Here is a 13,084-nt window from a genome sequence, read left to right as displayed (position 1 = left end):
TGGAACCACTGAGGATTGTCGTTTCACGCCTGCGCGGAAGCGGCAACGCCGGGCGCCCGCGCGGCACCGTGGGACCCGGTACGGCCATGGGCGCCGCAAGGCACGCAGCACGCGAATCGTCCGGTCCCGCGCCACGCGGCTGGCGGCGCCTGTTGCCGTGGCTGCGCTGGGGCGCGGCCGCGGGCTTGCTCGCGCTCCTGGTACTGGACTTCGCCTTCCCGCTGCCGCTGCCGGAAACGCGGGATACCAGCACGCTGGTGGTGGCGGGCGATGGCACGCCGTTGCGCGCGTTCGCGGATGCCCAGGGCGTGTGGCGTTATCCGGTTACCCCGGACCAGGTCTCGCCACTGTACCTGCAGGTGCTGCTGGGCTACGAGGACCGCTGGTTCTGGCGGCACCCCGGCGTCAACCCGGTTTCGCTGCTGCGTGCCGGCGGGCAGTGGCTGCTGCGGGGCCACATCGTGTCGGGCGGATCGACGTTGACGATGCAGGTCGCGCGCATCCTCGAGCGGCCCGCCGGCGGCAGGCGCACGCCCTTGACCAAGTCCAGGCAGATCCTGCGCGCACTGCAGCTGGAAGCGCACCTGTCCAAGCGCGAGATCCTTGGCCTGTACCTGGAGCGCGCGCCCTTCGGTGGCACCATCGAAGGCGTGGAAACCGCAAGCCGCGCCTACCTCGGCAAGCCGGCGTCGCGCCTGTCGCACGCCGAGGCCGCGTTGCTGGCGGTGCTGCCGCAGGCGCCGAGTCGCTGGCGGCCCGACCGGCATCCGCAGGCCGCACGCGTGGCGCGCGACAAGGTGCTCGACCGCATGTCCGAACTCGGCATCTGGAGCCCGGCACAGGTGCGCGACGCCAAGGTCGAGGCGGTGGTGTCGCGCACGCTGCATGCCCCGCTTTCGGCGGCACTGCTGGCGCAGCGCCTGCACGGCGAACATCCGGGCTCGGCCCGGATCCGTTCGACGATCGATCCCGCGCTGCAGCGCACCCTGGAAGAGCGCGTCACCGCCTACTTCTCCGAGCTGCCGCCGCGCACGTCCGCGGCGCTGCTGGTGGTGGACAACGCGACCATGGAAGCCCGCGCCTACGTCGGCTCGGTCGCGTTCGGCGACAAGGCCAGGCTCGGCGACGTCGACATGGTGCGGGCCTGGCGTTCGCCGGGTTCCACGCTCAAGCCGTTCCTGTACGGCATGGCGCTGGACGACGGCCTGATCCACTCGGAGAGCCTGCTGGTGGATGCGCCGCAGTCCTTCGGCGGGTACCGGCCGGGCAACTTCGACGCGGCGTTCAACGGGCCGGTCGGCGCGGCGCAGGCGCTGCGGCTGTCGCTCAACATCCCGGCGGTCGACCTGCTAGACCGGGTCGGTCCGGCGCGGTTCTCGGCGCGCCTGGACAACGCCGGCATCGCGCTGAAATACCCGCGCGGCGCCAAGCCGAACCTGTCGCTGATCCTCGGCGGCAGCGGCGCGCGGCTGGAGGACCTGGTGGGCGCGTATGCCGCGCTGAACCGCGGGGGCGCCGCCGGGCGCGTGCGCTACACGCCTGCCGACCCGCGCATCGACCGCCGCGTGATGTCGCCGGGCGCGGCGTGGATCGTGCGCAGCGTGCTCGAGGCCAACCCGCGCCCCGGAGAACGCGAGGACACGTTCGACTCGCGTGGTCGACCGCGGGTCGCATGGAAGACCGGCACCAGCTATGGGTTCCGCGATGCATGGGCCATCGGCGGCACGCGGCGGCATACGGTGGGCGTCTGGGTCGGTCGACCGGACGGCACGCCGTTGCCGGGGCAGTACGGCGGGGTCACCGCATTGCCGCTGATGTTCGAAGTCATCGACAGCCTGCCGCGCCGCCGCGGCGACAACGTGCCGAGGCCGCCGCCGCGCAACGTGGCTGAAACCGAGATCTGCTGGCCGCTGGGCACGGCCGCCGAATCGCAGCCGCCAGCGCTTTGCCAGCGCAGGATGAAGGCGTGGACGCTGGACGGGGTCGTCCCGCCGACGTTCGCCGAGCGCGGCGCGCGGCTGTGGAATGCCGGTCGGGAGCGGTTCGAACTGGACGTGGCGACCGGGGAACGCGTGTCCGCGGCCTGCTCGCTGCCGCACGCGACGCGCCGCACCGAGATCGCGCGCTGGCCGGCGCTGGCGTCGCCATGGCTGTCGGCCGCCGAGCGACGCGCATCGCGGTTGCCGCCGCTGGCCGGGGACTGCATGGCCGACGGTCGCGCCGCCGTGCAGGAGCTGCGCATCGAGGGCATCAACGATCGCGCGACCCTGGCGCGGGCGCCGGGCAGCGAGCATGCGGTGCGCCTGTCGGTGCGCGCGCTGGGCACGGATTCGGCGGTGCAATGGCTGCTGGATGGTCGCCGGATCGGCCAGTCCGAGGGCGCCAGTCCCCTGGCGCATGACTTTGCGGAAGCCGGCGAGCACACCCTCACTGCGCTCGCGCAGAGCGGGGCATGGACGAGCGTACGGTTCCGGGTACTGCCCTAGGCCGGGCTGCGTACGGCCCGGGCCTTCAGCCGGGTGCGATGGCAGGTTTTCCCGCAGTTGCCATCATCCCCGGCGGGTCACGAACCGATCCAGCCGTCGAGCAGGTCCTTCATGTCGTCGGCGTGTTCTTCTTCCTGCGCCAGCACGTGCTCGAGGATGCGCTTGGTGGTGGTGTCGCGGTCGCCGACGTAGTTCACCATTTCGCGGTAGCTGTCGATCGCGATGCGCTCGGCCACCAGGTTTTCCTTGACCATGTCGCGCAGGTCCGTGCCGGGCTTGTACTCGGCGTGGGCGCGGCGCGTCAGCGTGTCCGGATTCAGGTCAGGCTCCCCGCCGAGCTGCACGATGCGCTCGGCGATCAGTTTGGCGTGCTCCTGTTCCTGCATCGCATGCTCCAGGAATTCGGCCCTGACCGCGTCGGCGAACATGCCCGAGGCCATGAAGTAGTGCCGGTAATACCGCAGCACGCAGACCCACTCAGTCGCCAGCGCCTCGTTCAGCAGCCTGATGACGGTGTTCCTGTCGGCGCTGTAGGTCTCGGTGATGGCGCCCTGGTCGATGTTCCGGCGCGCGTTGCGGCGCATCGTGGCGACGTCGGTCATGCCGGCGGGGCCTGCCGGGGCTGCGGTGCCCGGCTTGCCGGTGGCGGGCGTGGCCTTCTTGGCGGCGGGTGTCTTGGCCATGGATGGCATCCTTCGGGAACGGAATCAGGGGATCTGCGTCAGCATGTGCTCGGCGGAGGACACCCGGAATTCACCCGGCGCCTCGACCAGCACCTTCTTCGCCACGCCGTCCTCGGCGTAGATCGCGAAACGCTTGGAGCGGGTGCCCATGCCATAGGCGCTGGCGTCCATCTGCAGGCCGAGCGCGCGGGTGAAATCGCCATTGCCGTCCGACAGCATCAGCAGGCCGTCCGGAACGTGCTGGCTCTGCGCCCACGCCTGCATTACGAACGGGTCGTTCACCGCCAGGCAGGCCACGCCGACGCCCTTGTCGCGGAATGCATCGAAATGCTCCACGAAGCCCGGCAGGTGCTTTTCCGAACAGGTTGGGGTGAACGCGCCCGGCACCGCGAAGATCACCATCTTCCGGCCTTCGAACAGGTTGCCGGTATCGATGGTTTCGATGCCGTCGCGGATGCGTTGCAGCGGGACTTCTGGCAGGCGGTCGCCGGCTTGGATGGGCATTGGGGTTCTCCGTGGAATCGCGCCAGTCTAGCCGGGGCCGACGCTAACGCCGTGTCAACGCCGTCGCGGCGACGCTGCGATAATCCGGGCCTGGACATCGCGTACCGGCCCGCGCGCCGGGGAGTGCCATGCAATTCAAGGACTACTACGACATCCTCGGCGTCGAGCCGAGCGCGGGCGAAGCCGAGATCAAGACCGCCTACCGGCGGCTGGCCCGCAAGTACCATCCCGACGTCAGCAAGGAAGCCGGGGCGGAGGAGAAGTTCAAGGCGGTCAACGAAGCCTACGAGGCCTTGCGCGATCCGGCCAAACGCCATGCATACGACCAGTTGCGCGCCCGCGGCTATCGCCCCGGCGACGAGGTGCAGCCGCCGCCGGGTGGATTCGGCCAGGGCGGGGCGCAGGGCGACTTCGATTTCGACGAGATCTTCGCCGGCGGCGGCGCAGGTGGCGGCTTCAGCGACTTCTTCGAGGAAATGTTCGGGCGGCGGCGTGGCGGGCGCGCGGCTCCCGGCTTCGGTGGCGCACGCGGGCCGCAGCCGCGCGGACCTGCGCCCGATCAAGTCCGGCGTGCGCGCCTGGCGGTGCCGCTGGAAGCGGTGTATCGGGGTGACAGCGTCCGCATCGGCATCAATGGCAAGACCCTGGACGTGCGCGTGCCCAAGGGCGTGAAGCCGGGGCAGGCGATCCGGCTCGCCGGGCAGGGCGGCCGCGGCGGCGACCTGCTGCTGGAGATCGAATACGCGGCGCATCCGCAGTTCGAGGTGGACGGCCGCAACATCATCCACGTGCTGCCGGTGGCGCCGTGGGAAGCGGCTCTCGGTGCGACGGTCAGCGTGCCGACGCTGGGCGGGCCGGTCGAGCTGAAGATCCCGGCCGACTCGGAAGCCGGGCGCAAGCTGCGCCTGCGCGGACGCGGCCTGCCGGGCGCACCCGCGGGCGACCAGATCGTGGAACTGGAAGTGCTGGCGCCCAAGGCCGATGCGGAGGCCCAGCGCGAAGCCTATGCCGCGCTGCGGGATGCGTTCGGGGATGATTGGCGCCGGGCGTGACCCGCCCGATTGCCCAAGCTGCGGGATCGACGCGAAGGCGTGGCCGCTGCGTCCGTCCCCGCCCACCAGTGCCGCGGGTTGCGCGGGCTCAGGCGGCTGCGGGGCCCGGTTCGCCGCCGCCAATGTTGGTGGAGATCACCTGCGACAGCTCATCCTCGCTGAAAGGCTTGGTCAGGTAAGCCCTGGCGCCCTGGCGCATGCCCCACATGCGGTCGGTGTCCTGGTCCTTGGTCGTCACCAGGATCACCGGGATGTGCTTGGTCGCCGGCTCGCGGGTGATCGAACGCGTGGCCTGGAAGCCATTGAGGTTCGGCATCACCACGTCCATCAGGATCAGGTCGGGCAGTTCGCGCTTGGCCGCCTCGACGCCGGCGGCGCCGTCCTCGGCGGTCAGGGCCTCGTGGCCGAGCTTCTCGACGATGCGGCGGATGCCCATCAGCTGCGACGGCGAATCGTCGACGATCAGGATACGGGCCATGCGGTGTTTCCCCGGAAGACGTGGCCGATTGTAGCCGCCGCGCCGGTTGCCGCAAACGGGTCCCGGCACGGGGCCCTCAAAGCCTGACCAGGGTTCGGCCCAGCGAGCCGCCGGCGAGCATGCCGGCGAACACGCCGGGCAGCTCCTCCAGCGTCGTTTCGCGGGTGCAGATGCGTTCCAGGTGGCGCGGCTTCCAGTCGCTGGCGAGGTGTTGCCAGACCGCGTCGCGGATGTCGCGCGCGGTACCGGCCGAGGCCACGCCCAGCAGCGAGACGCCGCGGATGATGCCCGGCATGACCGTGGTGTGCAGGTCCGCCGAGGCGGCGAGCCCGGCGCTGGCGACGTTGCCGTAGGGCGCGGTCTGCGCCAGCAGGCTGGCGAGCATCGGGCCGCCGACGTTGTCGAGGCCGCCGCCGAAGCGTGCCGACTCCAGCGGCCGCGTGGTCGCCAGCGCGTCGCGACCGTGGACCTGGCTGGCGCCGATCGCCTTGAGGTAGTCGTGCTGCGTGGCCTTGCCGCTGATCGCATGCACTTCGAAGCCGGCGCGGCTGAAGATGTCGAGCGCGAGCGAGCCGACGCCGCCGGTCGCGCCGGTGACGCACAACGGCCCGAGCTCGGGCGACTGGCGGTTGTCGAGCATGCGGTACAGGGCAAGCGCGGCGGTGAATCCGGCGGTGCCCAGGATCATGCTTTCGCGCAGCGAGAGACCGGCGGGCAGGGGAATCGTCCATTGCGCCTGCAGCCGCGCGTATTGGGCGTAGCCGCCATCGCGGGTCTCGCTCAAGCCGCAGCCGGTGACCAGCACGGCGTCGCCTTCGCGGAACCCCGGGTCGGCCGAGGCCACCACGTGCCCGGCGACGTCGATCCCGCCGACCAGCGGGAAGCGGCGCAGGATCCTGCCCTTGCCGGTGCCGGCGAGCGCGTCCTTGAAGTTGACCGACGAGTACGCGGCCCTGACCACGACTTCGCCCGCGGCGAGCTGGTCGAGCGTGACGTCCTCGATGCCGGCGTGGTAACCGCTGGCGTCATCGTGGATTCGGAAAGCGGGGAAACGGTCCGGGATCATGTCGTCCTCAACGCAGGTCGCCGCGGCGTTTTTCGTCCAGCCACTTGTCCGCCCGCGCCGGCCGGTAGTCGCGCATCCACGCGAGCAGGGCGTCGATGTCGTCGCCGTGCCACAGGTCGTTCCGCTGGTCGGCGTGCAGGAAGCGCTCGTCGACCATCCGGTCCAGCATCGCCACCAGCGGCGCGTAGAAGCCGTCGACGTCGAGGAAGGCGCAGGGCTTGTCGCCGAGGCCGAGCTGTCGCCAGGTCAGCATCTCGAACATTTCGTCGAGCGTGCCGAAGCCGCCCGGCAGTGCGACGAAGGCATCCGACAGGTCGAACATGCGGGCCTTGCGCTCGTGCATGTTGGCGACGATCTCGAGGCGGCTGACGCCGCGGTGGGCGACTTCCCAGTTGACCAGCTGCTCGGGGATGACGCCCACCACTTCGCCGCCCGCCGCCAGCGCGGCGTCGGCGACCACGCCCATCAGGCCGACGTTGCCGCCGCCGTACACGACGGCCAGGCCCTCGCGCGCCAGCCGGGTTCCCAACGCGGCTGCGCGCGCGGCATACGCCGGCCGCGAACCCGCGTTGGAGCCGCAGTAGACGCACACGGCCTTCATGGGCCGCGCGCCAGCAGCCATTGGGTGAGGGAAACTCCGGCGAATCCCGCCGCCCCCGCGAGCGCGAATGCCGGGCCGATGCGCCAGCCATGGCGCAAGGCGAGCGCGAGTGCGACGAAAAACGGCAGGCTGCCGAGCACGAACCAGAAGATGCCCATCGCCAGGTCGGCGACCTGCTTCGGGTCGCGCGTGTCGTGATAGAGCCAGGCCAGCACCAGCAGCGAGGTCAGCGGCAACGATGCGACCAGCGCGCCGAGCCAGCCTTGGCGACGGGCCAGCGCCGATGCCAGCAGCACCAGCGCGACCGTGATCGCGATCTTGAGCAGGAACTGGACGTTCACCGCCTGGTGCCCGTCAGTTGGCCTTGTGGATCGCCCGCTTGTGCACGGCCATCGCGGCATCGTGCACCGCCTCCGACAGCGACGGGTGCGCGTGGCAGATGCGTGCGAGGTCGTCGGCGCTGCCCTTGAACTCCATTGCCAGCACGCCTTCGTGGACCAGTTCGGAGACGTTGGCGCCGACCAGGTGCATGCCCAGGATGGTGTCGGTCTCGGCGTGCGCGAGCACCTTCACGAAACCTACCGGCTCGGCCATCGCCACCGCGCGGCCCACCGCCGCGAACGGGAAGCTGCCGGCCTTGTACGGGATGCCGTCGGCCTTGAGCTGCTCCTCGGTCTTGCCGACCCAGGCGATTTCCGGCTCGGTGTAGATCACCCACGGGATGGTGTCGAAGTTCACGTGGCCCGGCAGGCCCGCGATCAGCTCGGCCACCGCGATGCCTTCCTCGAAGCCCTTGTGCGCCAGCATCGGCCCGCGCACGCAGTCGCCGACCGCCCACACGCCGTCGACGCCGGTGTGGCAGTGCTCGTCGACCACCACCTGGCCGCGCTCGTTGAGCTGCACGCCGGTGCCCTCGGCCAGCAGGCCGCGGGTGGCGGCGCGGCGGCCCACGGCCACCAGCAGCTTGTCCACCACGATTTCCTGCGCGGCGCCCTTGTCGTCGGTGTAGGCGACGCTGACTTCAAACGACTTGCTGCCGGCCTTCTTCACCTCGGTGCCGGTCACCTTGCAGCCCAGCTTGATCTCCAGGCCCTGCTTCTTGAACTCGCGCGCGGCGACCTTCGCCACTTCCGCATCGGCGGCGGCGAGGAAGTTCGGCAGGCCTTCGAGGATGGTGACCTCGGCGCCCAGCCGCTTCCACACGCTGCCCAGTTCCAGCCCGATCACGCCGGCTCCGATCACGCCCAGGCGCTTCGGCACCTGCTCGAGGTCCAGGGCGCCGACGTTGTCGATGATGTGCTCGCCGAACTTGGCGAACGGCAGCTCGATCGAATCCGAGCCGGCGGCGATGACGACGTTGGTGCCGTGCAGTTCGACTTCGGAACCGTCGTGCTGCCTGACCTTCACCACGTTGCCCGGATGCAGCACGCCATGGCCGTAGTACGGCGTCACCTTGTTGGCCTTGAACAGCGCCGCGATGCCGCCGGTGAACTGCTTCACGATGCCGTCCTTGCGGGCGACCATCTTCTTCACGTCCATCGCCGGCTTCTCGAAGCTGATGCCATGCTGGTCGAAGAGGTGGCCCATGTTCCAGAACTGGCGGCTGGAATCGAGCAGCGCCTTGGACGGGATGCAGCCCACGCGCAGGCAGGTGCCGCCGAGGGCGGGCTTGCCGTCCTTGCCCAGCGCGGCGTCGATGCACGCGGTCTTCAGCCCGAGCTGGGCGGCGCGGATCGCGGCGTGGTAGCCGGCCGGGCCGGCACCGATGACGACGACGTCGAATTGTTCAGCCATTTCCGTTTCCTGTGTCTTCCCTTCGCCCCGCGCAGCGGGGAGAAGGTGGCCCGAAGGGCCGGATGAGGGGCGCTCTTGCCAGTGCGGGGATCACATCCCCAGCAGCATCCGATGCGGGTTCTCGAGCTGGTTCTTGATGTCGACCAGGAACAGCACCGCGTCCTTGCCGTCGATGATGCGGTGGTCGTAGGAGAGCGCGATGTACATCATCGGCGCGGCCACGACCTGTCCGTTCTCGACGATCGGGCGCTCCTTGATCGTGTGCATGCCCAGGATCGCCGACTGCGGCGGGTTCACGATCGGCGTGGACATCAGCGAGCCGAAGGTGCCGCCGTTGGTGATGGTGAAGGTGCCGCCCTGCAGGTCCTCCAGCTTGAGCCCGCCCTCGCGCGCAGCCTTCGCATAGCCGTCGATCGCCTTCTCGACATCGGCGAAGCCCATCCGCTCGACGTTGCGCAGCACCGGTGTCACCAGGCCACGGTCGGTCGAGACCGCGATCGAGATGTCGGCGTAGCCGTGGTAGATGATGTCGTCGCCGTCGACCGAGGCGTTGACCACAGGGTACTTCTGCAACGCATTGGCGGCGGCCTTGGCGAAGAAGCTCATGAAGCCGAGCTTGATGCCGTGGTCCTTCTGGAACTGTTCACCCAGCTCCTTGCGCATCGCCATGACCTTGCCGAGGTTGACCTCGTTGAACGACGTGAGCATGGCGATCGAATTCTTCGACTGCATCAGGCGCTCGGCGATGCGCTTGCGGATGCGGGTCATCGGCACGCGCTCTTCGGGGCGCGCGCCGCCGGACACGCCGGCGGTCCTGCCGCTGGCGTAGTTGACGATGTCTTCCTTGGTCACCGCGCCCTTGCGGCCGGTGCCTTCGACCTGCGCCGCATCCACCCCGGAGGTTTCGGCGGCGAAGCGCGCGCCCGGAGGCAGCTGGTCGTTGCCGCTGGCGGCCCTGGGCGGAGCGGGGGCGGCGGCCTTGGCCGGTGCGGCGGGCTTCGGTGCCTCGGCCTTGGGTGCCTCGGCCTTCGACGGCTCGGCCTTCGACGGCTCGGCCTTGGGCGCGGCCGCGGCGCCTTCCTCGATGATCGCCAGCACCTGCTGGCTGGTCACGGTGGCGCCGGCCTCGAAGCGGATTTCCTTGAGCACGCCATCGACCGGCGACGGCACCTCCAGCACGACCTTGTCGGTTTCCAGGTCGACCAGGTTCTCGTCGCGCGCGACCGCGTCGCCGGCCTTCTTGTTCCAGGTGGCGATGGTGGCGTCGGAAACGGATTCCGGAAGAACCGGGACTTTGACTTCGATGGCCATGGCGGGTGTCCTAAATGTCGTTCCGAACGGGATGGGAAGCTGGGGATGGAATCCGGGCAGCGGTTTCTTCGCCGCGCCCGGAATGGCGGTGGGGCATCATTCGGCGACGTGGTCGCCATCTAGCGGATTGACCAGCGCGTCGGCGACCAGTTGCGCCTGCTCGGCCACGTGCTCGTCCATGTGCCCGGCGGCGGGCGAGGGCGAACGCGCGCGACCGGCGTAGTCCAGCACCTGGCCCGGTTGCAGGCAGGCGCGCAGGTGGTGCTGGATCTGGTACCAGGCACCCTGGTTCTGCGGTTCTTCCTGGCACCACATCACTTCCTTGGCGGACGCGTGGCGCTTGAGTTCGGCGACCAGCTGCGTGCGCGGGAATGGATACAGTTGCTCGACGCGAACCAGGGCGACGTCCTTGATCCCCTGTTTCTGCGCTTCCTCCAGCAGGTCGTAATAGACCTTGCCGGCGCACACCACCACGCGCTTGACCTTCTTCGCGCTGGCCGTGGTGTCAGGGATCAGCTCCTGGAACGAACCCTTGGCCAGTTCGTCCAGGCTCGACACCGCCAGCTTGTGGCGCAGCAGCGACTTCGGCGTCATCACCACCAGCGGCTTGCGGGTCGCCATGCGCATCTGCCGGCGGATCATGTGGAAGTCCTGCGCCGGCGTGGTCGGTGCGCACACGATCATGTTGTCCAGCGCGCACAGTTGCAGGAAGCGTTCCAGGCGCGCCGAGCTGTGTTCGGGGCCCTGGCCTTCGTATCCGTGCGGCAGGAACAGGGCAAGGCCGCACAGGCGGTTCCACTTGGCCTCGCCCGACGACAGGAACTGGTCGATCACCACCTGGGCGCCGTTGGCGAAGTCGCCGAACTGCGCTTCCCAGATGTCCAGGGTCATCGGGTCGGCGGTGGCGTAGCCGTACTCGAAGCCCATCACCGCTTCCTCGCTGAGCAGCGAGTCGATGATGGTGACGTCGTCCGCTTTCCCCGGCAGCTGGCGCAGCGGTTCGTAGTACGCGTCGGTGGCCTGGTCGTGCAGGATCGCGTGGCGATGGAAGAAGGTGCCGCGCCCCGAGTCCTGTCCGACCAGGCGCAGCTTGTAACCGTCTTCCAGCAGGGTGGCGTAGGCCAGGTTCTCGGCGAAGCCCCAGTCGCCGGGCTGCACGCCAGCCGCCATCTTGCGGCGGTCGTCGTAGATCTTGGCCACGCGCGGGTGCAGCTTGATGTTGTCCGGTATCGCGTTGATCGCGGTGGCAAGCGCATCGAGCTTCTTGCGCGGCACCTTGGTGTCGACCGGATCGGAGATCTTGCCGGACAGGAACGGCGACCAGTCGATCGCCAGCGCGTCCGGGCCGGTGTCGGCGATGTCGGTGGTGACCACGCCGGCGTCGAGCTTGTCGCGGTAGGCGTCCATCATCGCCTTGACCGCGTCGGCGCCGAGCACGCCCTGCGCGACCAGTGCCTCGCCGTACAGGTCGCGGGTGGTCTTGTGGGCGCGGATCTTCTGGTACATCAACGGCTGGGTCGCGGCGGGCTCGTCCGCCTCGTTGTGGCCGTGGCGGCGGTAGCACACCAGGTCGACGACCACGTCCTTGCCGAAGCGCTGGCGGAAGTCGAACGCCAGTTCGGCGCAGAACACCACCGCCTCGGGATCGTCGCCGTTCACGTGCAGCACCGGGGCGCCGACCATCTTGGCCACGTCGGTGCAGTACAGGGTCGAGCGCGCGTCCTCCGCGGCGCTGGTGGTGAAGCCGACCTGGTTGTTGACCACGATGTGCACGGTGCCACCGACGCGGAACCCGCGCGCCTGCGACATCTGCAGCAGTTCCATCACCACGCCCTGGCCCGCGAACGCGGCGTCGCCGTGGATCAGCACCGGCAGCACCTGCTTGCGCCGGGTGTCGCCGCGGCGCTCCTGGCGCGAGCGCACGCTGCCGGCGACCACCGGGTCGACGATCTCCAGGTGCGAGGGATTGAACGCCAGCGCCAGGTGCATCGGCCCACCCGGCGTGGCGATGTTGGCGCTGAAACCCATGTGGTATTTGACGTCGCCGGTGTGGGCGCGATCGGCCGGGGGATGGTCGAACTTGCCCTCGAACTCGTCGAACAGCTTGCGCGGCGGCTTGCCCAGGGTATTGACCAGCACGTTGAGGCGGCCGCGATGGGCCATGCCGATCACGGTGTCCTTGACCCCGTCGCCACCCGCGCGGCGCAGGACCGCGTCCAGCAGCGGCACCAGGCTGTCGCCGCCTTCCAGCGAGAAGCGCTTCTGGCCCACGTACTTGGTGTGCAGGTAGCGTTCCAGGCCTTCGGCGGCGGTCAGGCGTTCGAGGATCCGCAGCTTGGCGTCCTTCGACAGGCGGTAGTTGCCGGCGGCGGCCTCGAGCTTTTCGTACATCCAGCGGCGCTGTTCGGCGTCGGCGATGTGCATGAACTCCGCGCCGATGGAACCGGTGTAGGTCGCCTTGAGCACGGCCAGCAGGTCGGCCAGCTTCATCCGCTCGCGGCCGGCGACGCCGCCGGTGAAGAACTCGCTGCCCAGGTCGCCCTCGGACAGCCGGTGGAAGCCCAGGGTCAGGTCGGGCGCGTCCGGCTTGGTGGCCATGCCCAGGGGATCGAGATCGGCGCCCAGGTGCCCGCGCGAGCGGTAGGCGGTCACGAGCTTGCCGACGGCGCGGTCGCGGTCGTCGCCGGTGCCGGCGGCAGGCGGGGCAGCGCCGTTCGCGGCGCGGCGCGCGGCCAGCGCGACGCCGTGGATCACGGCCGAGTGCGGTACGTCGCCGGCCTCGCGGCCCTTGAAACCGTCGAAATAGGCCTTCCACTTGGGCCCGACGCTGTCGGGCGACACCAGGTACTGCTCGTACAGGCCCTCGACGTAATCGGCGTTCGCGCCGAGTTGCGAGGACTGGGCAAACTGCTTCAGGAGACTGTCCACTATGGCGCCGGCAAGCTCGTTGGAAGGGGAGGTGGAGCCTTGCAAACTGGTTTCAAGCGACTGATCCTGCGGCCGTTTTGGCGGATCGGCGAAGACCGGCGCGCAAGACCTTGAATTATAGCCCCAGCCCCTTCGCGCTGCACTGCACCACGCCCGTTTGCCCGCATCGCGCCACAGTGCA

At 69.5% G+C, this 13,084-nt stretch carries 11 protein-coding genes; 2 read left to right on the top strand and 9 right to left on the bottom strand.

What is annotated here, in order from left to right; all coding sequences use genetic code 11:
• Positions 1-86: 86 nt before the first annotated feature.
• On the top strand, positions 87-2,486 hold the full coding sequence (gene pbpC, locus MQC88_RS03030; RefSeq protein WP_243319126.1) for a penicillin-binding protein 1C: 2,400 nt from the start codon (positions 87-89) through the stop codon (positions 2,484-2,486).
• Between the two features lie 77 nt (positions 2,487-2,563).
• Here the strand turns inward: pbpC and MQC88_RS03025 are convergent, their stop codons facing one another.
• Both MQC88_RS03025 and MQC88_RS03020 read right to left on the bottom strand, forming a co-directional pair.
• On the bottom strand, positions 2,564-3,088 hold the full coding sequence (locus tag MQC88_RS03025) for a ferritin-like domain-containing protein (RefSeq protein ID WP_243320238.1): 525 nt from the start codon (positions 3,086-3,088) through the stop codon (positions 2,564-2,566).
• 105 nt (positions 3,089-3,193) lie between these two features.
• Entirely contained in the window at positions 3,194-3,673 is a 480-nt protein-coding gene (locus MQC88_RS03020; RefSeq protein ID WP_243319123.1) for a peroxiredoxin, read from the bottom strand.
• A gap of 128 nt (positions 3,674-3,801) precedes the next feature.
• On the opposite strand from MQC88_RS03020, the gene MQC88_RS03015 reads away from it, so the two are divergent.
• Positions 3,802-4,725 carry a DnaJ C-terminal domain-containing protein gene (locus tag MQC88_RS03015; RefSeq protein WP_243319121.1) on the top strand — a complete coding sequence of 308 codons (924 nt, stop codon included), beginning with the start codon at positions 3,802-3,804 and terminating at the stop codon, positions 4,723-4,725.
• An 88-nt stretch (positions 4,726-4,813) separates the two neighbouring features.
• Here the strand turns inward: MQC88_RS03015 and pilH are convergent, their stop codons facing one another.
• From pilH to MQC88_RS02980, 7 genes are all read right to left on the bottom strand, one after another.
• Positions 4,814-5,203 carry a twitching motility response regulator PilH gene (pilH, locus tag MQC88_RS03010; protein ID WP_243319119.1) on the bottom strand — a complete coding sequence of 130 codons (390 nt, stop codon included), beginning with the start codon at positions 5,201-5,203 and terminating at the stop codon, positions 4,814-4,816.
• 76 nt (positions 5,204-5,279) lie between these two features.
• Positions 5,280-6,269, bottom strand: coding sequence for a YhdH/YhfP family quinone oxidoreductase (locus MQC88_RS03005; RefSeq protein WP_243319117.1), 990 nt, complete (start codon positions 6,267-6,269; stop codon positions 5,280-5,282).
• Between the two features lie 7 nt (positions 6,270-6,276).
• Positions 6,277-6,870, bottom strand: coding sequence for an LOG family protein (locus MQC88_RS03000; protein ID WP_243319115.1), 594 nt, complete (start codon positions 6,868-6,870; stop codon positions 6,277-6,279).
• Positions 6,867-7,211, bottom strand: a complete 345-nt coding sequence (locus MQC88_RS02995; RefSeq protein WP_243319112.1) for a DUF3147 family protein — start codon at positions 7,209-7,211, stop codon at positions 6,867-6,869. The genes MQC88_RS03000 and MQC88_RS02995 overlap by 4 nt, the downstream gene beginning before the upstream one ends.
• Positions 7,212-7,224: 13 nt before the next feature.
• On the bottom strand, positions 7,225-8,664 hold the full coding sequence (gene lpdA / locus MQC88_RS02990) for a dihydrolipoyl dehydrogenase (RefSeq protein ID WP_243319108.1): 1,440 nt from the start codon (positions 8,662-8,664) through the stop codon (positions 7,225-7,227).
• Between the two features lie 90 nt (positions 8,665-8,754).
• A complete protein-coding gene (gene sucB / locus MQC88_RS02985; protein ID WP_243319107.1) occupies positions 8,755-9,975 on the bottom strand; it encodes a dihydrolipoyllysine-residue succinyltransferase in 1,221 nt (406 codons plus the stop codon).
• Between the two features lie 96 nt (positions 9,976-10,071).
• Entirely contained in the window at positions 10,072-12,903 is a 2,832-nt protein-coding gene (locus MQC88_RS02980) for a 2-oxoglutarate dehydrogenase E1 component (protein WP_243319105.1), read from the bottom strand.
• Between the last annotated feature and the right edge of the window lie 181 nt (positions 12,904-13,084).

Origin of the sequence: Cognatiluteimonas sedimenti (assembly GCF_022808325.1) — a bacterium.
Taxonomy (GTDB): domain Bacteria; phylum Pseudomonadota; class Gammaproteobacteria; order Xanthomonadales; family Xanthomonadaceae; genus Cognatiluteimonas; species Cognatiluteimonas sedimenti.
The sequence above is the reverse complement of the archived record's forward strand: the minus strand, read 5'-3'. Positions and strand labels throughout refer to the sequence as shown.